This is a genomic window from Rhizobium sp. 2YAF20 (genome assembly GCF_052114685.1).
Taxonomy (GTDB): Bacteria; Pseudomonadota; Alphaproteobacteria; order Rhizobiales; family Rhizobiaceae; genus Rhizobium.
The window spans coordinates 170558-189862 of record NZ_JBFRFF010000004.1 but is presented as its reverse complement, the minus strand read 5'-3'; the positions used below and the strand labels follow the sequence as shown (position 1 = coordinate 189862).

At 60.0% G+C, this 19305-nt stretch carries 20 protein-coding genes; 8 read left to right on the top strand and 12 right to left on the bottom strand.

What is annotated here, in order from left to right; all coding sequences use genetic code 11:
- Positions 1-10: 10 nt before the first annotated feature.
- Entirely contained in the window at positions 11-1072 is a 1062-nt protein-coding gene (locus AB4Z52_RS08535) for a diguanylate cyclase domain-containing protein (RefSeq protein ID WP_442217483.1), read from the bottom strand.
- 354 nt (positions 1073-1426) lie between these two features.
- On the opposite strand from AB4Z52_RS08535, the gene ndk reads away from it, so the two are divergent.
- Positions 1427-1849 (top strand): nucleoside-diphosphate kinase, encoded by a 423-nt coding sequence (gene ndk / locus AB4Z52_RS08530; RefSeq protein ID WP_442217482.1) that lies wholly within the window; start codon positions 1427-1429, stop codon positions 1847-1849.
- A gap of 87 nt (positions 1850-1936) precedes the next feature.
- On the opposite strand, the gene AB4Z52_RS08525 is transcribed toward ndk, so the two are convergent.
- The gene (locus AB4Z52_RS08525) at positions 1937-2449 is read right to left on the bottom strand and encodes a hypothetical protein (RefSeq protein WP_442217481.1); all 513 of its coding nucleotides are present in this window, start codon (positions 2447-2449) and stop codon (positions 1937-1939) included.
- Complete coding sequence (locus AB4Z52_RS08520; RefSeq protein WP_442217480.1) at positions 2446-2997, bottom strand: CGNR zinc finger domain-containing protein; 552 nt, start codon at positions 2995-2997, stop codon at positions 2446-2448. Before AB4Z52_RS08520 ends, AB4Z52_RS08525 begins: the two co-directional genes overlap by 4 nt.
- Before the next feature lie 64 nt (positions 2998-3061).
- Between AB4Z52_RS08520 and AB4Z52_RS08515 the strand changes: the two genes are divergently transcribed.
- Positions 3062-3958, top strand: coding sequence for a branched-chain amino acid ABC transporter permease (locus tag AB4Z52_RS08515; protein WP_442217479.1), 897 nt, complete (start codon positions 3062-3064; stop codon positions 3956-3958).
- A 3-nt stretch (positions 3959-3961) separates the two neighbouring features.
- Here the strand turns inward: AB4Z52_RS08515 and AB4Z52_RS08510 are convergent, their stop codons facing one another.
- From AB4Z52_RS08510 to AB4Z52_RS08490, 5 genes are all read right to left on the bottom strand, one after another.
- Positions 3962-4447: a molybdenum cofactor biosynthesis protein MoaE gene (locus tag AB4Z52_RS08510; protein ID WP_442217478.1), complete on the bottom strand. Its 486-nt coding sequence runs from the start codon at positions 4445-4447 to the stop codon at positions 3962-3964.
- A gap of 4 nt (positions 4448-4451) precedes the next feature.
- Positions 4452-4706 (bottom strand): molybdopterin converting factor subunit 1, encoded by a 255-nt coding sequence (gene moaD, locus AB4Z52_RS08505; RefSeq protein ID WP_442217477.1) that lies wholly within the window; start codon positions 4704-4706, stop codon positions 4452-4454.
- A gap of 17 nt (positions 4707-4723) precedes the next feature.
- Positions 4724-5311, bottom strand: a complete 588-nt coding sequence (pgsA, locus tag AB4Z52_RS08500) for a CDP-diacylglycerol--glycerol-3-phosphate 3-phosphatidyltransferase (RefSeq protein ID WP_442217476.1) — start codon at positions 5309-5311, stop codon at positions 4724-4726.
- A 108-nt stretch (positions 5312-5419) separates the two neighbouring features.
- Positions 5420-7462: an excinuclease ABC subunit UvrC gene (uvrC, locus tag AB4Z52_RS08495; protein ID WP_442217475.1), complete on the bottom strand. Its 2043-nt coding sequence runs from the start codon at positions 7460-7462 to the stop codon at positions 5420-5422.
- Positions 7459-8226 (bottom strand): SDR family oxidoreductase, encoded by a 768-nt coding sequence (locus AB4Z52_RS08490; RefSeq protein ID WP_442217474.1) that lies wholly within the window; start codon positions 8224-8226, stop codon positions 7459-7461. Before AB4Z52_RS08490 ends, uvrC begins: the two co-directional genes overlap by 4 nt.
- A 371-nt stretch (positions 8227-8597) precedes the next feature.
- Here AB4Z52_RS08490 and AB4Z52_RS08485 point away from each other — a divergent pair, with 371 nt between their 5' ends.
- Positions 8598-9230: an outer membrane protein gene (locus tag AB4Z52_RS08485; RefSeq protein ID WP_442217473.1), complete on the top strand. Its 633-nt coding sequence runs from the start codon at positions 8598-8600 to the stop codon at positions 9228-9230.
- A 265-nt stretch (positions 9231-9495) separates the two neighbouring features.
- Here AB4Z52_RS08485 and AB4Z52_RS08480 read toward each other — a convergent pair whose 3' ends face one another.
- Together AB4Z52_RS08480 and AB4Z52_RS08475 are read right to left on the bottom strand one after the other, a co-directional pair.
- Positions 9496-10092 carry a glutathione S-transferase gene (locus AB4Z52_RS08480; protein ID WP_442217472.1) on the bottom strand — a complete coding sequence of 199 codons (597 nt, stop codon included), beginning with the start codon at positions 10090-10092 and terminating at the stop codon, positions 9496-9498.
- An 11-nt stretch (positions 10093-10103) separates the two neighbouring features.
- Positions 10104-10982, bottom strand: coding sequence for a 23S rRNA (adenine(2030)-N(6))-methyltransferase RlmJ (locus AB4Z52_RS08475; RefSeq protein WP_442217471.1), 879 nt, complete (start codon positions 10980-10982; stop codon positions 10104-10106).
- A 21-nt stretch (positions 10983-11003) separates the two neighbouring features.
- Between AB4Z52_RS08475 and AB4Z52_RS08470 the strand changes: the two genes are divergently transcribed.
- From AB4Z52_RS08470 to AB4Z52_RS08460, 3 genes are all read left to right on the top strand, one after another.
- The gene (locus AB4Z52_RS08470) at positions 11004-13208 is read left to right on the top strand and encodes a molybdopterin oxidoreductase family protein (protein WP_442217470.1); all 2205 of its coding nucleotides are present in this window, start codon (positions 11004-11006) and stop codon (positions 13206-13208) included.
- The gene (locus tag AB4Z52_RS08465) at positions 13195-13791 is read left to right on the top strand and encodes an NUDIX domain-containing protein (protein ID WP_442217469.1); all 597 of its coding nucleotides are present in this window, start codon (positions 13195-13197) and stop codon (positions 13789-13791) included. Before AB4Z52_RS08470 ends, AB4Z52_RS08465 begins: the two co-directional genes overlap by 14 nt.
- Before the next feature lie 155 nt (positions 13792-13946).
- A complete protein-coding gene (locus AB4Z52_RS08460; protein WP_442217468.1) occupies positions 13947-15128 on the top strand; it encodes an alpha-D-ribose 1-methylphosphonate 5-triphosphate diphosphatase in 1182 nt (393 codons plus the stop codon).
- Positions 15129-15134: 6 nt separating this feature from the next.
- On the opposite strand, the gene purN is transcribed toward AB4Z52_RS08460, so the two are convergent.
- Together purN and purM are read right to left on the bottom strand one after the other, a co-directional pair.
- Positions 15135-15830 carry a phosphoribosylglycinamide formyltransferase gene (gene purN / locus AB4Z52_RS08455; protein WP_442217467.1) on the bottom strand — a complete coding sequence of 232 codons (696 nt, stop codon included), beginning with the start codon at positions 15828-15830 and terminating at the stop codon, positions 15135-15137.
- Positions 15827-16900, bottom strand: coding sequence for a phosphoribosylformylglycinamidine cyclo-ligase (purM, locus tag AB4Z52_RS08450; RefSeq protein WP_442217466.1), 1074 nt, complete (start codon positions 16898-16900; stop codon positions 15827-15829). The genes purN and purM overlap by 4 nt, the downstream gene beginning before the upstream one ends.
- A 381-nt stretch (positions 16901-17281) precedes the next feature.
- On the opposite strand from purM, the gene AB4Z52_RS08445 reads away from it, so the two are divergent.
- Positions 17282-17983 carry a DNA helicase gene (locus AB4Z52_RS08445; RefSeq protein ID WP_442217465.1) on the top strand — a complete coding sequence of 234 codons (702 nt, stop codon included), beginning with the start codon at positions 17282-17284 and terminating at the stop codon, positions 17981-17983.
- Between the two features lie 194 nt (positions 17984-18177).
- Positions 18178-19305 carry an AI-2E family transporter gene (locus tag AB4Z52_RS08440; RefSeq protein WP_442217464.1) on the top strand — a complete coding sequence of 376 codons (1128 nt, stop codon included), beginning with the start codon at positions 18178-18180 and terminating at the stop codon, positions 19303-19305.

The following is a 19305-nucleotide window of genomic DNA, read 5'->3' as shown; positions in this document are numbered from 1 at the left end:
CGTCCGATCGCTAGGGACGGATTTCGTGCGAGAACAGCTGAAGCGGCTGCCGGCGGTTGCTCTGGGCGGTGGCAAGTGTTGCCTCGGCATGTGCCATGAGCTGCAAGGCCGAGCAGGCGTCGCTGCCGAGCGCAATGCCGACCGAGATCGTCAGCTTGCCGGAGTGGCCCATTTCGGGCGTGACGTAGACAAGGTTCTCCTCGACCGACGCGCGCAGTCTCTTGGCAATTGCCACGGCCCCATGCGCATCGACACCGGGAAAGAGGAAGCCGAAGTCGTCGCCGCTCATGCGAGCAACGAAGTCATGCTTCTTGATCGCCTTGCGGAATATGCCGCCGAGCTTCTTCAGCATCTGGTTTGCCGGCTGCGGGCCGAATTTGCTGTTGAACGCCCCGAAATCGTCGATATCGACCAGAATGAGCGCCGTTCCTGCGGCGCCGGCATCGCTTTCATAGAGCTCCGCCAGGCGGTTGTTGAGCGCAATCTTGTTAGGCAAGCCGGTGATCCTGTCGGTAAGGGTCGCCACCTGCATCGCCGCCTGACCTTTGCCCAGCGTCTCCAGCCGCTCCATTCCGTTCTGCAGCTTTTCCGTAAGCTCGGTTTCGTAGAGCATGAGGTTTGCAAGCGTGGTGTTGAGGAAATCCATTTCTGCAACGAAGGTCGCAAGGCTTTGATCCTGCTCCCCTGCCACGGACTGCGACACGGTTTCCACGGCGCGAACGAAGCCGCGTTTTCTCTGCAGTCCGTCCGCCAGTTGTTCGGCAACTTCTCGCAACATCTGCGCCGCATCGGTCTGCGATTTGTCGGCCACGAGGCCACAATGGCTCACCAGCCGATATTTCAAGCCGATCCTGTCCAACATCGGCTGCGAAGGATCGAGGCCGAGCGCTGCAATTTCGACGCTGATCTGCCGGTCATGACCGAAGAGGGCCTCGTGAAAAAGCTGATAGTTCCTCGGCAGGCCCTGCACCTTGAGCTTCGCCATGTACTGACCGATCTTTTGCAAATCGGCCGGCGCGTTCGTGCCCTGGTTCAAAGCATGCCCGACGGTACTTGGCTGAGATTGTTTCATAATAGGTCCTCGGTCGACATAGGCGGCATATGCAATTTTGATTTATGCACCACGTTTGCAGGAGCGGCGGTTAAGGCAGCATAAACATGAGGCAATATCGGACGCCTTTCCGATGCCAATCTGCAGGCGGGGTTAACGTACGGTTGCGGTCGGTGGCAAAAGCTCGCGCGATTTCATGGGCGAGCCCATCCGTCGGTTTGTCTTCGTGCAGCAAAGCCAACGCATTCGTCATCGCGAACGACAGGCGAGAGCGGACTGTGACGCAATCGTGAAATTGGCGCGGGCCCCTTGTTTTCAGCCGGTAGGGCGGGTAAAGACCCCCCACTTTTCAGGTGAAACAAAGGATTTGTTCCCATGGCGATTGAACGCACCTTTTCGATGATCAAGCCGGACGCAACCAAGCGCAACCTCACGGGCGCCATCACCAAGATGCTCGAAGATGCCGGCCTGAGCGTCGTCGCCTCCAAGCGCGTCTGGATGAGCAAGCGCGAAGCCGAAGGCTTCTACGCCGTTCACAAGGACCGCCCATTCTTCGGCGAGCTGGTTGAAACGATGACATCCGGCCCGACTGTCGTTCAGGTTCTTCAAGGCGAAGGCGCCATCCTCAAGAACCGCGAGATCATGGGCGCGACCAACCCGGCAAACGCTGCCGAAGGCACGATCCGCAAGGTTCACGCCCTGTCGATCGGCGAAAACTCGGTTCACGGCTCGGACGCTCCGGAAACGGCTGCCGAAGAGATCACCTACTGGTTCTCCGGCACCGAAATCGTCGGCTGAATCCATCGCGCAGCCAACCGGCTGAATGCATTGAAATGAATGACGAAAGCCGGGTCGCTTGCGCCCGGCTTTTTGCTGTCGGCGAGCCTAGCTAACAGGACAACCGGTCTCAGGGGAAAAGTCGACACTGCCGTCGGGTTTGAAGACCTCGGGGTTTCTGTTGTAAAACGGCCCGATTATCAGCGGCTTTGCCGCCAGCATCGTCTGGTCGACATCGGATGTCACGCTGGTCTTGATGGACTGTATCGTCTTGCCGTCGGCATCGACCAGCGATATCGAGACCGAATAGGGGCGATCCTTGCGGACGCAATGGATGGCGGGACTTTGCAGCGTGATCTTGTCCCAGAAGGGAAAGATCTTCTCCTTGACGACGAGCGGATCGCCGCCCATCGGGTTTTCGAATTCCGCGACCGCATAGCTGCCGTCCGGTATCGGAGCCTTCTTTCGCAGAGTTACGACATAGGTCGCGATCGAGACGCGATAGTTGAAGACGAAGATCCGGCCGCTGAGTTCCGTCGGGCCATTATCCACTTGGCGTTGGCAGCTTGAAAGCGCCAGGGTCGCGAACAATGCCATTGCGGTGATCGCTGCAATTTTCATGGCGCGTTCTCCCTTTTCTTCCGTTGATAATGCCGGGTTGCCTTGGCGCGGTTGCCGCAGACCGCCATGTCGCACCATGCCCGGCTCTTGTTCTTGCTGCGGTCGATGAAGAGCCAGCCGCAATTGCCGCAGATCTTCATCCTATCCTCTTCTGGCATTACAAGCAGCCGGAGCGTCGAGCGCACCGTCGCTGCGTCAAGGCCATCCGGCGCGGCGGCCAGCCGCATCGTGCTAGACAAGGCGTCGAGCAGATCTGCCAGCAGGCCATCCGCCGCCTCGGCAAGAATGCGGGCGCGAAAATAACCGTCGATCGCCTCGCGCAGCCTGACGAACGTCGCCTTGTTTTCTGGCGGTACAGGCCTGACATCTCCGAAAAGCGCCCGTTCGGCGCAGAAGTTCGCCGCCGCCTTCGAAAAGCTGTCTAAATGCCCAGGCGCCGCAAAACGGTCGAGCCGGCGCGCGTCATCATGGCGTAAAATGACGCTGTTGGCGACGTCGAGGGCAAGCGCGCCCCCGGAGAAACGGTGCGGGGTCCAGGTAAAGCTCATTGTGAAAATATAACTGGTAAAACCAATTTTGCCAGTTATTATTTGCCTCGTCCTGGGAGTTCTCGTGGCCTATCTGCTACAGCAATTGGCAAATGCCGTCCCGCTTGCAGCGCTTTATGCAGCGCTTGCCTTCGGCTATTCCATTGCCTTCGGCGTCACGCGGCGGGCGGACATCACATATGGTGCGCTCTTTGCCTTTTCCGGCCAGATGCTGCTACTCTTCACCGATGTCGGCTACAACAGGCTGATCCTCATCCTGCCGGCAGCGCTGGCCTTCGGCGCGGCAATATCATTTCTCTACGCAATGGGGGTTGGCCTTTTCGTCGGTCGGTCGATCATACAGCCGCTGGTCGCCAAGTCCCCCAACACGGTGATCGTCGCGGCCCTCGGGGTCACGATCGTCCTGATGGAATCGGCCTGGCTCGCCGCGAATATGCGGGTGCTCTGGCTGCCGCCGTTCCTAAATGCCTCGGTCGTCTTCTGGCAGGATGGCGGCTTCCAGGTGACGCTCACCGAAATCCAGTTGATAAACATAGGGTTTATGATGGTAATCGTCGTGGCGGGCGGCGCGATCCTACGCTTCACCTCATGGGGTCGGATCTGGCGGGCGGTGACAGACGACGCGCTGGCGGCTGAACTCTGCGGCACCAGTGCTAGCCGCGTGTTCCTCATGGCTTACGGCTCGTCCGCCCTCGTCGCCACGCTTTGCGGCATCCTGTCGACTTCCTACTATGGAACGATGGATTTTGGCGCCGGCCTGATGTTCGGCCTCAAGGTGCTGTTGATCGCGGCGGTCGGCGGCTATTCCGACCCTTTGAAGTCCGCAGGCGGGGCGGCCGGCCTTGGCGTGGTCGAGACCATCTGGAGCGCCTACGGCCCATTGGTCTGGCGCGACCTGGTAGTCTTCTCGCTGCTGGTCTTCCTGCTAATTCTCAGCCGCCGCGAGCGCGCCATTCCCTGAGAGCTATCTTTCTTCGGTCCATTTGGCTTGAGCAGCATCGTCGGCGTCCCTAGCTGACACCCAATCGCCGGCCTTGCCGTTGCGCCCGTGTTCCTTCTTCCAGAATGGAGCCGAAGTCTTCAGATAGTCCATCATGAAATTGGCAGCGTCGAACGCGGCTTGGCGATGCGAAGCTGCGGTGACGACCAGAACGATATTCTCGCCCGGCAGGATCTTGCCATAGCGATGGATGGTCGTCAGTCCGTTCAACTGAAAGCGTTCGATGGCGAGACCGGCAATCCTGATGATCTGGGCTTCCGCCATGCCGGGATAGTGTTCCAGCTCCAGGGCCTCCAACCTGCCGCCCTCATCGCGGCACAGACCGGAAAAGGTAACCACCGCACCGATATCGTGGCGTCCGGCCGAGAGCTCTTTGACTTCGCTCTGAAGGTCGAAGTCCTCGCGCTGCACGCTGACTTTTGGCAAAACGGCCTTCGAGGCGTGAGCCATCTGCTTACCCCCCAGTCATTGGAGGGAAAAGCGCGATCTCGCGGGCATCGCCGATCGGTTCGTCATGATCGACATGTTCCATGTTGATGGCGACGCGGATCGCTTCGGGAAACTGAAGCGCCATCTCGTATTCTTCGCCGAGCGTTTTTAAATGCGCCAGCAGATCGCCCGCCGTCACGACGCTTTCGGGCAGGGTTAGCTCTTCCTCTCCTTTGCCGATACGTTCGCGCACCCAGGCGAAATAGACCAGCTTCGTCATCGCTCTCACCTTGTCAGTCACTCATCGTCCACGATGTGCTTCAGTCCGGCGCGGAAATAGTCGTAGCCGGTGTAGATCGTCAGCAGCGCCGCGATCCAGAGCAACAATATACCAAGCGAGGTCGTATAAGGGAAAATCTCGTCACCTGCCGGTCCAGCCAGCAAGAAAGCGATGGCGACCATCTGCGCGGTCGTCTTCCATTTGGCGATCCTCGTTACCGGAACGCTGACCTTCAGGGCGGCCAGATATTCGCGCAGGCCCGAAACCAGGATCTCGCGGCACAATATGATGATCGCCGCCCATAGCGACCAGCCGGCGATTGTCTGGTCCGCCGCCACCAGCAGCAGGATCGAGGCGACCAGCAGCTTGTCGGCGATAGGGTCCAGCATCCGGCCGATATTCGACGTCTGGTTCCAGATGCGCGCGAGATAGCCGTCGAGAAAGTCGGTCAGCGAAGCGATGACGAATATCCACAGCGCAACCCATCGGGCGGTGTTGCTGATCGCAAGCTTGCCCTCGACGAAAAAGCAGAGAACGATCAGTGGCACGGCCAGGATACGGCCATAGGTGAGCAGGTTGGGGATATTATATGCGCGGGAAGCCATGGAAATCATTTCGTTGGAGCGTCCGGACAGATGACGGTGTTTGACCGGCACCGTCAACATTGTTTCTTTTTTCCATCGTCATTGCGTGGAATTTGCGACCCGCCAAGCCTATTTCGCGGCGTCGTCGTGGAAGTGGTTGTAAATCTGCTTCGCCACCGCTTCCGATATGCCCTCGACGGCGAGCAAATCCGAAAACGCAGCCCGCGATACGGCCTTGGCGGTCCCGAAATGCTGCAGGAGCGCGCGCTTGCGAGAGGGCCCGATGCCGCCGATCTCATCCAGCGGATTCTTCACCATTTCCCGTTTGCGCCGGGCCCGATGCGAGCCGATGGCGAAACGGTGCGCTTCGTCGCGCAGCCGCTGGATAAAATAAAGCACCGGGTCGCGCGGCGGCAGCGTGAAGTTGTCCCGGGATGGCGGGAAGAAACGTTCGCGACCGGCATCACGATCGACGCCCTTGGCAACGCCGATTGCGATGACGCTGTCGGTAATGTCGAGCTCCTCGAGGATTGCGCGCACAGCTGTCATCTGCCCCTGGCCGCCATCGATCAGGATGACATCCGGCCAGGCGGGGAAGGGCGCATCGTCCGCGTCCTCCACCGGGGCTTTCGTCCGGTCGGGCTTACCCTCGTCCTTCAGCAGTCGGGCGAAGCGACGCGTCATCACCTCGCGCATCATGCCGAAGTCGTCGCCCGGCGTGATCTCGGTCGATTTGATGTTGAACTTGCGATACTGGCTTTTGACGAACCCCTCGGCCCCCGCCACCACCATGCCGCCGACCGCGTTCGTGCCCATAATGTGCGAATTGTCGTAGATCTCGATGCGTTGCGGCACATAGGGCAGCTTGAAGGTCTCCTTGAACCCTTCGAGCAGGCGAGACTGCGAGGCGGTCTCTGCCAGCTTGCGGCCATGCGCCTCGCGGGCATTGCCGACGACGTGATCCACCAGATCCTTCTTCTCTCCACGCCGCGGCACGAGGATGGAAACCTTGTGTCCTGTCTTTTCGCCAAGGGCCGCAGCCAGCAATTCCATTTCCTCCACCGGCTCCGACAGCAGTATTTGCCGCGGCACCGGCTTGTCGTCGTAGAACTGCGCAAGGAATGAATTCAGCACTTCGGCACCCAAAAGCGAAGGGTCAGCCCGCGGGAAATAGGCGCGGTTTCCCCAGTTCTGGCCAGTGCGGAAGAAGAACACCTGGATGCAGGATATGCCGCCCTCATGATGGATGGCGAAAATGTCCGCTTCCTCGACGCCGGCCGGATTGATGCCCTGGTGGCTCTGGACATGCGAAAGTGCGGCCAGACGATCGCGGTAGACGGCAGCGCTCTCAAAATCGAGGTCCTCGGCCGCACCGTTCATCGCCTCGGCGATGTGCGCCTTGACGTTCTGGCTTTTGCCGGAAAGGAAGTCCTTCGCCTCCTGCACCAGCGCGGCGTAGCCCGCATCGCTGATCTCATGCGTGCACGGTGCCGAACAGCGTTTGATCTGATAGAGCAGGCAGGGGCGGGTGCGTGTTTCGAAGACGCTGTCGGCACAGGTGCGGATCAGGAAGGCGCGCTGCAGCGAATTGATCGTCCGCCCGACGGCGCCCGCAGATGCGAACGGCCCGAAATATTCCCCTTTGCGCGAACGTGCGCCGCGATGCTTGAAGATCGCCGGAGCTCGGTGGTCGCCTGTGATCAGGATATAGGGAAAAGACTTGTCGTCGCGCAAAAGCACATTAAACCGCGGCCGCAAACGCTTGATCAGGTTGGCTTCGAGCAGCAGCGCTTCGGTTTCGGTGCGGGTAGTGACGAACTCCATGTTCGCCGTCTCGCGCACCATCTTAGCGATCCGGTTCGAATGGCCACGGCCCAGCGCATAATTGTTGACGCGCTTCTTCAGGCTACGTGCCTTGCCGACATAGAGCACGTCGCCCGCCTCGTTGAACATCCGGTAGACGCCCGGCGCGTTCGGCAGCCGCTTGACGAATTCGCCGATCAGATCGGCGCCCTTGAGCCCGGTCTCGTTCTTCCAGCCTTCGTTCCAATCGACCGCCGGCACGTTCGATGCGACCGCGGCGACATCGCCACTGTCCACTTCGATGTCGTCTTCCGGTTCGTCTGATTCGTCGTAGAGAACGCCGCCATCCGGTAGCTTTCGTCCGTTCATTCCATGCTCTCCGCCACGTCGGGCGTCTCCCATCTCAGGTGCTGGCCGCCGTCCAGGGCAACCATTTGGCCCGTGATCGATGGAGTGTCAAAAAGAAAGCGGATCGTTCGGCCGAATTCATCGAGCCCGGGTCCGGCCTTCATGATCAGCCCGTCGATCTGCGCCTGGAAATCTTCAGGCGTCTGCCGGACACTCGGCACTGTCGGCCCGGGACCGATGGCATTGACCCTGATGTGCGGAGCGAAGGTCTGCGCCATGGTTTGCGTTGCCGTCCAGAGCGCCGACTTCGACAGGGTATAGGAAAAGAAGCGCGGATTGAGCGCCCAGACGCGCTGATCGATCATGTTGACGATGAGCCCGGGGACGCTTGTCGGTAACTGGTCGGCGAAGGCGGCGGCTAGGATTGATGGCGCGCGCACATGAACGGCAAAATGTGCGTCGAACGCCTCGGCATCGAACCGCCGGGCGGTGTCGTTCTGGAATGTCGAGGCATTGTTGATCAAGAGATCGATCGGTCCAAGGGCGGCAGACGCCCTTTCGATCAGGCTTGCGGTCTCCGATAAATTTCGAAGGTCCGCCTTGACCGAAATTGCCCTTTTGCCGCGTTGCCGCAATTCCGCCACCAGCGCGTCCGCCTCGGCGAGCGACGCGTTGGCGTGAATTGCGATAGCAAACCCGTTCGCGGCCAAATCGAGCGCGATCGCCCTGCCTATTCTTCTCGATCCCCCTGTTATGAGGGCGGTGCGTAGCTTTTCTTCGCTCAACTTATTGCCTTTTCGCAGTCATAACCCATCTAGCCACTCATATAGGGCGCCGATAGACCATCTGAAAAGGTGTCGCTGCAAAGCGAGGCCCCGGGTTGCTGTGGGTAAAGCTTCAGTTATAGTTATCTTAAAATAAGTATTGTTGCTTTAATAACTCGTTATGGTTAATGATTTTTCTGTTGCCGCAAAGCAACATCGAAATTCAGCCATGTCGATGCCACAATGATTTCATATTTTGGCTCTTCCAAATCCTCAATTGAGTTCCAAATTCCACCTCGATCCGGGAGGGACATTTATTAATTTCTCGTGATGCTTCAACAAGCCGACAAAAAGTCGACGAACAACACGAGACTGATAAGGAGACTGAAAGTATGCGTACTATTTTGATGACCCTCATGGCTTCCACGTTTGCCATCGCCGGCTTCACTGCAGCTCAAGCCGCAGACGCTGTCGAACAGGTGCCGGAAGCGCCCGTCGCACAGGAAACCCCGGCAGTCAGCAATTGGGCTGGTTACTACCTCGGCGCCGAAGGCACCTACAACATGGACAAGTTCACCCATGGCGGTGGCAATGGCTATGCATTCGGTGGCTCGCTTTACACCGGCTACAACTGGCAGAGCGGAAACATCGTTTATGGCGTTGAAGGCGATGCAGGTTATTCCGGCGCGGACAACACCCGCAACGGCATCACCACGAAGAACGACACCAACGGCTCGCTCCGCGGCCGCCTCGGCTACGACCTGAACCCATTCCTGCTCTATGGAACGGCTGGTATCGCAGCTGCTCGCGTCAAGGCTTCGGATGGCACGTCGCATGATTCGAACACGGCTGTCGGCTGGACCGCAGGTGTCGGCGCTGAAACGATGATCACCAACAACATCACGGCTCGTGTCGAATACCGTTACACGGACTACGGCAGCAAGGACTTCAACCTCGATTCCGGCCGCGTCTCGCGCGGCTTCGACGAAAACAGCGTCAAGCTCGGTATCGGCGTCAAGTTCTAAGATCGACTGTCAGACCATTGAAAGAAGCCGGGTTCGCCCGGCTTTTTTCATGGCCGGATGGGCCCTGGTTGCCATCGAGCCCGGGGCCAGTCCTCGTGGTTCGAGGCCCGCCGCCTTCCGCTTCGCTCCGGCAGCGCGCACCTCATCATGAGGACTGGAGGGGCCCCGCCGGCGCTGTGTTCAGACCTCACCTTGAGGGGCTCGTAGGCCCTAAGGCCGGAGCCTCGAAGGGCGAGGGCGCTTGCTCCGTCGTTTCCTTACCGTGTCAGACTTGCGGCTTGATGGCCGGATAGTCCGGAAACTTCTTTTCAAAGGTGCGGAGCCAGCCGATGAGGTCGCTGTGCTCTTCTTCCCATTGTCCTTCGAAGCGCAATTGCAGATAACCGAGCATCGCAGCCAGCGCGAAGTGCCCGCCATGCAGCTTCTTGCCGAGCTTGGGAACGTCGGCGCTCAGCTGGTCGAGCGTCCGCTTGGCCTTCGCCCACTGCCGGTCGATCCAGGGCTGGAAGACCTTTTCCTCCGTGCGGAAGCGGCGCTCGTAGACGATCGACAGCAGGCAGTCGCAGGCGCCGTCGCAAAGAGCCTCCAGCACCTCCGCTTCCGTTCGCTTGCGTTGCTTGGCGGGGTAGAGCCGCTTGCCCTTCATCCGGTCGAAATAGTGCATGATGCCGCGGCTGTCGAAGATCGATATGCCATCCTTGGTCAGCAGCGTCGGGATCTTTCCAAGCGGATTGTTGTCGACGAGAATCGCCGGGCCGGCATTGCTGTCGACCCTGATCTCGGTGATCTCAAGCTCGAGATAGCGTGCCGCCATTCGAACCTTGCTGGAGAACGGCGAAGTCGGCGCGCAGAGAAGCTTCATGGATCTACCTTTCAATCGTTTTCGGTATCGACTGCTGACTTGTGCTCGCCGCGAAGCCAGAAGGCACGGTGCGAGGGAAAGCGGTCCTGCGCCAGGATTTCTTTCAGCGCCGGCAACAGCACATGTAGCTCGTCCTTCAAAGTGAAGGGAGGGTTGACGATGACGAGACCCGAACCGTTGAGCCCCGTCGTATCGCGATCGCTGCGCACGACGAGCTCGGCGCAGAGCATTTTCGGAATGTCGAGCGCCTGCAGCGATTCATGGAAGGCTTTGACCGGCGCGTCCTTTTTCAACGGATACCAGAGGCAATAGGTGCCGCCAGGAAAGCGACGATAGGCTCGTGCCAGCCCGTCGGCGAGGCGATCATATTCGCCTTCCTCTTCGAAGGGCGGATCGACCAGAACGATGCCGCGCTTTTCCTTCGGCGGCAGATGGGCGCCCAGAGCCAGCCAGCCGTCGAGCTCGGTGACGCGGACATGATGGTCGCCTTCGAACAACCGGTGAAGGCGATTGTGATCCTCGGGATGCAGCTCCATGGCCGAAAGCCGGTCCTGCGGCCGGAAGAGCATGCGCGCAAGCTTTGGCGAGCCAGGGTAGAACTGCAAGCCGCCATCGGGGTTAAGCTCTTGAACCGCCGTCAGATATGGCTCCAGCAGCGCTGCAACGTCGGGTTTCAGGTCAGCGGCGATGACGCGCCCTATGCCGTCGAGCCACTCGCCGGTCTTCTGGGCCTCTTGCGACGACAGGTCGTAGACACCGATGCCCGCATGCGTATCGAGGAGGCGAAACGCTTTGTCCTTGTTCTGCATGTAGCGGATGAGCCGGGCAAGCACCGCATGCTTCAGCACATCGGCGAAATTGCCTGCATGGTAGATATGCCGATAGTTCATTGTTGGTGAAGCCTGCATGAAATGTTGCGATGGGCCTGTTTTTGTCTTTTGGCCGGGCACGGCATCAAATATACACATGCGATGAACATTGCGACCCCAATTCAGGCCCTCGGCGGGGCGAAGGCGAGAATAGGCCATACCGCCTGTCCGCATGACTGTCCGTCCACCTGCGCGCTCGACGTCGAGATCACCGAGGATGGGCGCATCGGCAGGGTTCGCGGCGCCGGCGATCACTCCTATACGGCGGGCGTCATCTGCGCCAAGGTCGCCCGCTATGCCGAGCGGCTCTATCATCCCGACCGGTTGATGAAGCCGCTGCGCCGTACAGGCGCCAAGGGCGAGGGGCGCTGGCAGGAGGTCTCCTGGGATGAAGCGCTCGACGAGATCGCCAATGAGTTCGTCAAGGCCGAGGCCAAGGACGGCAGCGAAGCCGTCTGGCCGTATTTCTACGCCGGCACGATGGGCTGGGTACAGCGCGATTCGATCGATCGCCTTCGCCACGCCAAGCGCTACTCCGGCTTCTTCTCGTCGATCTGCACCAACCCTGCCTGGACTGGCTTCACCATGGCGACCGGGGTGCTGCGCGGGCCGGATCCCCACGAAATGGGTCGAACCAATTGCGTCGTGATCTGGGGCACCAATGCGGTCTCGACGCAGGTCAACGTCATGACCCACGCGATCCGGTCGCGAAAGGAACGCGGCGCCAAGATCGTTGTCGTCGATATTTACGATAACCCGACGATGAAGCAGGCGGATATGCGGCTGATCGTCAAGCCGGGCACCGACGCAGCCCTTGCCTGCGCCGTCATGCACATCGCCTTTCGCGACGGCCATGCCGACCGTGCCTATATGGCGCGATATGCGGACGATCCGGCTGGTCTTGAAGCCCATCTTCAGACGAAGACACCGCAATGGGCCGCGTCGATAACTGGCCTTTCGGTCGATGAGATCGAGGCTTTTGCAGCGCTTGTCGGCACGACGAAGAAAACATATTTCCGGCTCGGTTATGGCTTCACGCGCCAGCGCAATGGCGCGATTGCGATGCATGCCGCAGCTTGCATCGCGACCGTTCTGGGGTCCTGGCAATACGAGGGCGGTGGGGCATTCCATTCAAACAGCGACATCTTCCAGATGAACAGCGCTGAACTGACCGGCCGCGCCATGAAGGATGACGGTGTCAGGATGATCGACCAGTCGCAGATCGGCAGGGCGCTCACCGGCGATGCCGTGGCGCTTCGCCGTCGCGGCCCGGTCACGGCGATGCTGATCCAGAACACCAATCCGGTGAACATCGCGCCGGAACAGCGGCTGGTCAAACGCGGCTTTGCCCGCAACGACCTCTTCGTCGCCGTGCACGAGCAGTTCATGACCGACACCGCAGAAATGGCCGATATCGTCATCCCCGCAACCATGTTCGTCGAGCATGACGACATCTACCGCGCCGGCGGCCAGAACCATATCCTGCTTGGACCGAAGCTCGTCGAACCGCCGCCCACGGTACGCACCAACCTCTTCGTCATCGAGGAACTGGCAAAGCGCCTCGGTGTCGCCGACCGCCCAGGCTTCGGCTTTACGGCGCGGGAGATGGTCGAACGTATCCTCGGATCGAGCGGCCTGCCGGATCTCGATTATTTCCTCGAAAACAAGTGGTTCTCCCGCCAGCCCGAATTCGATGATGCCCATTTCATCAATGGCTTCGCCCATCCGGATGGCAAATTCCACTTCCGTCCCGACTGGGCAACCCAGCCGGCACCGAACAGGCCGCCGCGCTCGGTTGGGCTGCTTGGCCCGCATGATGAACTGCCGAACTTTCCCGATCAGGTCGATGTGATCGAAGTCGCCGACGCCGAGCATCCTTTCCGTCTCGCCACCTCTCCCTCGCGCAGTTTCCTGAATTCGAGTTTTTCGGAGACGAAGACGTCCCGCCTGAAGGAAGGCCGTCCCGAAGTGATGATCAATCCCGAGGATGCCTTGAAAAACGATGTCGGCGACGGCGACCTTGTCCGGCTCGGCAATAAACGCGGCGATATCCGGCTGCATGCGCGTGTGACGACCGAGGTGAAGCCGGGCGTGCTGATCGCCGAAGGTCTTTGGCCGAACAAGGCGCATGTCGACGGCGAGGGCATCAACGTGCTGACTGGCGCCGATCCGGTCGCGCCCTATGGCGGCGCCGCCGTACACGATAACAAGGTTTGGCTTCGCAGGGATGTGCATGACGAAATTTGAGAAGGCGAATGTCGAAATCGTCGGCGAAAAGACGCTTGCCGACGAATGGACGCGGCTGAGCATGTTCGACGTCGACTACACCGATTCCGAAGGCGAGACGCATCGGCTGAAGCGCGAGATCTATCATCGCACGCCAGCGGCGACGATCCTGCTCTACGATCCCGTCAAAGAGACTGTCGTTCTTGTCCGGCAATTCCGCTTGCCGGCCTATCTCGAGGGCTACGCGGCATGGATGGCCGAGACCCCCGCCGGCCTGCTCGACGGCGAACATCCCGAAGAGGCGATCCGCCGCGAGGCGATCGAGGAAACCGGCTATCGGGTACAAGGCGTGCGGCCGCTGTTCAAGCTCTTGATGTCCCCGGGCGCCGTGACCGAGGTCGTCCACTTCTTCGCCGCGGCCGTCGATACGTCGGATCGCGTAGCTTTGGGCGGCGGCCTGGCGGACGAGCACGAGGACATCGAAGTGATGGTCTTGCCACTCACTGACGCGATGGCGATGATCGAGCGAGGAGAGATATTCGACGGCAAGACCGTCATCCTGCTGCAATGGGCCATGTTGAACCGGCATCTGCTTGCGGCGTGACTAGGGATCGCCGGAGCGACGCTCTTTGGGTGCGTCGGGCGAAAATTTCGCCGATAGGTGCAAGCGTGATCAAAGCCTTCATTCAATTGTCACGAATGCGGATTAGCCCTCCCGCCGATATATAAATTTGACCGAACCGGCGTCAGGAGAAGCGCATGTGGCTCAGCAACCTTAACCTCGTGCTTGCCGACGAGATCATCGAGGGCGGTTCGGTGCGGATAGAGGATGGCGAGGTTGCCGAGATCCGGGCGGGTCCGGTCGTCCAGCCCACCTTCGATGGCGGCGGGCGATTGCTGATGCCCGGTTTCGTCGATCTGCATGGCGACATGGTGGAGCGCGAGATTGCTCCCCGGCCGAATGCGATGATGCCGATCGATTTTGGCGTCCACGAGCTGGATAAGAAACTGGCCTCGGCAGGCGTCACCACTGCCTATGCGGCGGTCTCCTTCGCCACGGAAAGCGTCTATGGCCACATCCGATCGCTGGAAAACACCCGTGCCATCATCGAAGGTATCAAACGCCTCAATGGCAACCTGTTGATCGACCACCGGGTTCATGCCCGCTACGAGATCACCAATATCGACGCGGCGCCCGCGCTCGAAGCACTGCTGCAGAACGGCCTTGTCGACATGGTGTCGCTGACCGACCACACGCCGGGGCAGGGACAGTACAACAACCTCGACAGCTACATCGCCAGCATCTCCGAGCGCCGTGCCATCACCTGGGAGATGGCGGAAGAGATCGTTGCCCGCCGGATTGCGCTTCGCCACGATTCGGCCGAGGTCGATGCCAGGCTGCGCGACATTGTCGGCCTGTCGTTGAGGCACAATTTGTCGCTCGCCTCGCATGACGACGACAGCGTCGAAAAGGTTGCAGAGATGCACGACCTCGGCGTGATGATCAGCGAATTCCCGGTGACGTTGGAAGCCGCCGAAGAGGCGCGTCGCCGCGGGCTCTGGACCCTGATGGGCGCGCCCAATGCGTTGCGCGGCACCTCTATGTCGGGAAACCTCAGCGCGCTTGACGCCGCACGCGCCGGGCTTTTGACTATCCTTGCGGCCGATTACCACCCGGCAGCATTCCTTCTCGGCGCCTTGAAGATTGCCGAAGTATCCGGCGGCAACCTTGCCAAGGCCGTCGCGATGACCGGCCGCAACCCGGCAAGGGCGGCAGGGCTGATGGACCGCGGCGAGATCGCCATTGGCCAGAAGGCCGATCTGATCGTGGTGGAGGCTGGCGAAGTGCCGCGCATCCGGGCAACCTTCAGGGGCGGCCGCGTGGTCTACAGCGACGGCACGCTGCATCCCCTGCGTCCGCATCGCGCGTTGGCTGCGTAAGGCAGTTTACGACTTGTCAGGAGAGACCAGCAGCGAAATCAACTGCTTCAGCGCAGGCGGGACAAGCGTGCCGCCGGCCTCGATCGTGGCAACGGTTGCGCCGTTTTCCATCCGGACCTTGCCTTCCGCAAGCAGCGTCAGCGCCAGCGGATAGAGCTGGTGCTCGACGGTTAGTACGCGCGCGGCAAGCGTCTCGGCCGTGTCGTCGACGAGGATCGGCACCGAGGCCTGCCCGATGATGGGTCCCTCGTCCATTCCTTCCGTGACGAAATGCACGGTGCAGCCGGCAATTTTCATTGTTGCGTCGAGGGCCCGCTGATGCGTGTGAAGGCCCGGGAAAAGCGGCAGCAGGGAAGGGTGGATGTTGATGATCCGGCCTTCGTACCGCTTGATGAAGGCGCCGGTTAGAAGACGCATATAACCGGCCAGGCAAAGAATATCCGGCTGTAGCTGATCGAGCTTGGCAAGGATTGCCTGCTCATGCGCTTCCTTGCTCGGAAAATCCTTCCGAACGAAGGAGAAGGCGGGAATGCCCTCTGCTTCGGCCTTGGCAAGACCACCGGCATCGGCCCGGTCAGAAATGACCCCGACGATCTCAGCCGGATAGTCCGCAGCCGAGGCAGCCTTCACCAGTGACATCATGTTGGAGCCGCCGCCTGAGATAAAGACGACGACGCGTTTGCGCGCCGAACCTGTCGTCATAGTGCGAGCGTACCCTTGTAGACCGTACCAGCAGCGCCTTCGGCGCGGGCGATCATGCGCCCGAGCGCTACCACGCTCTCGCCCTCGGCCTCAAGCGCCTTGGTCACGGCCCCGACATCCTCCCTGGCGACAACGACGATCATGCCGACACCGCAGTTGAAGGTGCGCAGCATCTCCTTGGCCTCGACGCCGCCGGACTTGGCAAGCCACGAGAAGACGCTCGGAACCTTCACGGCCGCAAGGTCGATTTCGGCTGCCAGATGTTTCGGAAGCACGCGCGGAATGTTCTCGGGGAACCCGCCGCCGGTGATGTGGGCAAGCGCCTTGAGCGCTCCCGTTTCGCGGATCGCCTTCAGCAGCGGCTTCACATAGATGCGGGTCGGGGTCAGCAGGGCCTCGCCGAGCGTCTTGCCCGCTTCAAATGGGGCAGGAGCTTTCCAGTCGAGGCCGGACAGCGCCACGATCTTGCGCACGAGCGAAAATCCGTTGGAATGCACGCCGGAGGAGGAGAGGCCGAGAATGACGTCGCCCTCTGATATGTCGCCCTTGGGCAGCAACTGGCCGCGTTCGGCGGCGCCGACAGCAAAGCCTGCAAGGTCGTAGTCGCCATCCGAATACATGCCAGGCATTTCTGCAGTTTCGCCGCCGATCAGCGCGCAGCCAGCCTCGCGGCAACCGGCGGCAATGCCGCCGACAATCGCCGCACCCTGATCCGGGTCGAGCTTTCCGGTAGCGAAATAATCAAGGAAGAACAGCGGCTCCGCGCCCTGGACCACGAGGTCGTTGACGCACATGGCCACGAGGTCGATGCCGACCGTATCGTGATAATCCGCGTCGATGGCGATCTTCAGCTTGGTGCCGACGCCGTCATTGGCAGCCACCAACACCGGGTCGGTAAAGCCCGCCGCCTTGAGGTCGAACAATCCGCCGAACCCACCGATTTCGCCGTCAGCGCCCGGGCGTCGCGTCGAGCGCACCGCAGGCTTGATCTTTTCGACGAGAAGGTTGCCCGCGTCGATGTCGACGCCAGCGTCGCTATAGGTCAGGCCGTTTTTCCCCGACTGGCTCATGCTTCCGCCTCCGATGCTCGCGCGCGCGCCTTGGCATATGGTTTTGATCGGGTCGCAATTGCATGACAAGACCCTTTATGCAAGGCATTGCCAAGGAAAGGACGGTATTTTCCCCGCTTCGTCAGAGTTCCTCGTATCTCTTGAATGGGACGAGGATACCTTGCAACTGAGATGAGCGCAGCCAATTTTCGCGCAAACGCCATCGCCGCAATTCTATAACGGCAAAGATTGGGCTATGATTTGATTCTGGCGCAGCCCACGCCTCCCCCCTCCGCCCGGGAAAGCATATTTCATGTCGGGCGACTTGTCTTTTGAACCGACTGTTCGAGCACAAAGCATCAGGAGGGATTGCGATAATTGCTCGCAATAGGAGGTTTCTGGATGAAACTGTCTGCGCCTGTTTATCATCTTAAACGAAGAGCCATCAAAGAAAAGATTCCGCTGCACGAAGCTCTTGGCCGCATCGCCCTCAAGGAGGGCTTCGGCAGTTGGGGCCTGCTCATCGCCAAGGCACCCGCGGCCACGGCCACCACCCGATTGTATGCCCGGATGGAACCGGGTGACATGGTGCTGGTGGGCGCCCGGCCGGGTCACGGCAAGACCTTGCTAAGCCTTGAATTGGCAGCGGAGGCTATGAGGTCCGGCAAGCGAAGCGTGTTCTTTACGCTGGAATATACGCAAAGAGATATCGCTGATCGCTTCAGAGATATCGGCATTGATGCGACGCGTTTCGCCGGTCTGTTCGAGTTCGACAACTCCGATGTTATGGCCGCCGACTACGTCATGGAGAGATTGGCTTTCGCACTGCCGGGCACTTTGGTGGTCATCGACTATCTGCAGCTGCTCGATCAGAAGCGGGAAAACCCGGAGCTGATGGTTCAGGTTCGCGCGCTGAAATCCTTCGCGCGCGACAGGGGGCTGATCATGGTCTTCATCTCCCAGATCGATCGATCATACGATCCGTCGCGCAAGTCGTGCCCTGATCTCAATGACGTTCGGTTGCCGAACCCGCTGGATCTGGGATTGTTCAACAAGACCTGCTTTTTGAACGACGGCGAAATTCAGTTCCAAGCGACGGGTTGACGCTTCGGTTCGATCCTATTGTGTTGCGGGTTCTATGATCGCCCGCAACAGGGGCGGAACACGGCGTGATATCCAGATGTTCCGCCCATTCTCCGGGTGCTTCCCCTATCTGCGCAGGGCAGATAAACCGGTTGACCTTAGTAAAGACGCCATCCTATGTGCTTAGGCGAACGGCAAGGCAATCGGGGAAAATGATGGAGCAGAAACTCAGCGGATCGGGTCTCCGGCAGCAGGTCATCTTCTGGCTGATCGTGCTTGTGCTGGTGATCGGCTTTCTTTTCCTCTTCAGTTCGATCCTGCTGCCGTTCATCGCCGGCATGGCGATTGCTTATTTCCTTGATCCGGTAGCCGATCGGCTGGAGCTGCTGGGCCTCAGCCGGATGATGGCGACACTGGTGATCCTGATCGTCTTCGTCTTGGTATTTGCCCTGGCGCTGACATTGCTGATCCCCGTCATCATCAGCCAGTTCAACGATTTCATGATGCATATTCCTGGATATGTGCAGCAATTCCAACAGTTTATAACAAACACACAGAACACGATCGTCCCGGAGTGGATACGCAGCCAGGCCGGTGCGTTGAAGAACAATCTCTCGACCATCATGTCGGATGGCCTTGGCTTCGTCGCCGGATTGTTCGCGCAGATCTGGAGTTCGGGCAAGGCGCTGATCAACATCATATCGCTGATGGTCATCACCCCGGTCGTCGCCTTCTACATCCTGCTCGACTGGGATCGCATGATCGCCAAGGTTGATGCCTGGATCCCGCGCGATCACGTGGCGACCGTGCGCCAGATTGCCAGCGAGATCGATCAGGCGATCGCCGGCTTCATCCGCGGGCAGGGCTCGCTATGCATTATTCTCGGCATCTATTATGGCGTCGGCCTGTCGCTGGTCGGTCTCAACTTCGGGCTTCTGATTGGGCTTTTTGCCGGCATGATCAGCTTCATTCCCTATGTCGGCTCGCTGGTCGGCCTTTTTCTGGCTGTCAGCATCGCCATCGTGCAGTTCTGGCCGGATTACCTCTGGGTCTGCCTGGTGCTGGCGGTCTTCTTCATCGGCCAGTTCCTCGAGGGCAATGTTCTTCAGCCGAAGCTGGTCGGTTCCAGCGTCGGCCTGCATCCTGTCTGGCTGATGTTCGCCCTTTTTGCCTTCGGCGCATTGTTTGGCTTCGTCGGCCTGCTGATTGCGGTTCCGGCAGCGGCGGCCTGCGGTGTGCTTGTCCGCTTCGCACTTTCGCGTTACCTTCAAAGCGACCTTTATTACGGCCGCTCGGCGACCGGTCCGGCACGCCGGACGAAGGCCCGCACTCCTGAGAAATAA

Excerpts from the sequence above, each read along its gene's own strand:
- AB4Z52_RS08535 (WP_442217483.1), bottom strand. The coding sequence starts at position 1,072 with ATGAAACAATCTCAGCCAAGTACCGTCGGGCATGCTTTGAACCAGGGC.
- ndk (WP_442217482.1), top strand. The coding sequence starts at position 1,427 with ATGGCGATTGAACGCACCTTTTCGATGATCAAGCCGGACGCAACCAAG.
- AB4Z52_RS08525 (WP_442217481.1), bottom strand. The coding sequence starts at position 2,449 with ATGAAAATTGCAGCGATCACCGCAATGGCATTGTTCGCGACCCTGGCG.
- AB4Z52_RS08520 (WP_442217480.1), bottom strand. The coding sequence starts at position 2,997 with ATGAGCTTTACCTGGACCCCGCACCGTTTCTCCGGGGGCGCGCTTGCC.
- AB4Z52_RS08510 (WP_442217478.1), bottom strand. The coding sequence starts at position 4,447 with ATGGCTCACGCCTCGAAGGCCGTTTTGCCAAAAGTCAGCGTGCAGCGC.
- moaD (WP_442217477.1), bottom strand. The coding sequence starts at position 4,706 with ATGACGAAGCTGGTCTATTTCGCCTGGGTGCGCGAACGTATCGGCAAA.
- pgsA (WP_442217476.1), bottom strand. The coding sequence starts at position 5,311 with ATGGCTTCCCGCGCATATAATATCCCCAACCTGCTCACCTATGGCCGT.
- uvrC (WP_442217475.1), bottom strand. The coding sequence starts at position 7,462 with ATGAACGGACGAAAGCTACCGGATGGCGGCGTTCTCTACGACGAATCA.
- AB4Z52_RS08485 (WP_442217473.1), top strand. The coding sequence starts at position 8,598 with ATGCGTACTATTTTGATGACCCTCATGGCTTCCACGTTTGCCATCGCC.
- AB4Z52_RS08480 (WP_442217472.1), bottom strand. The coding sequence starts at position 10,092 with ATGAAGCTTCTCTGCGCGCCGACTTCGCCGTTCTCCAGCAAGGTTCGA.
- AB4Z52_RS08475 (WP_442217471.1), bottom strand. The coding sequence starts at position 10,982 with ATGAACTATCGGCATATCTACCATGCAGGCAATTTCGCCGATGTGCTG.
- AB4Z52_RS08470 (WP_442217470.1), top strand. The coding sequence starts at position 11,004 with ATGTTGCGATGGGCCTGTTTTTGTCTTTTGGCCGGGCACGGCATCAAA.
- AB4Z52_RS08465 (WP_442217469.1), top strand. The coding sequence starts at position 13,195 with ATGACGAAATTTGAGAAGGCGAATGTCGAAATCGTCGGCGAAAAGACG.
- AB4Z52_RS08460 (WP_442217468.1), top strand. The coding sequence starts at position 13,947 with ATGTGGCTCAGCAACCTTAACCTCGTGCTTGCCGACGAGATCATCGAG.
- purN (WP_442217467.1), bottom strand. The coding sequence starts at position 15,830 with ATGACGACAGGTTCGGCGCGCAAACGCGTCGTCGTCTTTATCTCAGGC.
- purM (WP_442217466.1), bottom strand. The coding sequence starts at position 16,900 with ATGAGCCAGTCGGGGAAAAACGGCCTGACCTATAGCGACGCTGGCGTC.
- AB4Z52_RS08445 (WP_442217465.1), top strand. The coding sequence starts at position 17,282 with ATGAAACTGTCTGCGCCTGTTTATCATCTTAAACGAAGAGCCATCAAA.
- AB4Z52_RS08440 (WP_442217464.1), top strand. The coding sequence starts at position 18,178 with ATGGAGCAGAAACTCAGCGGATCGGGTCTCCGGCAGCAGGTCATCTTC.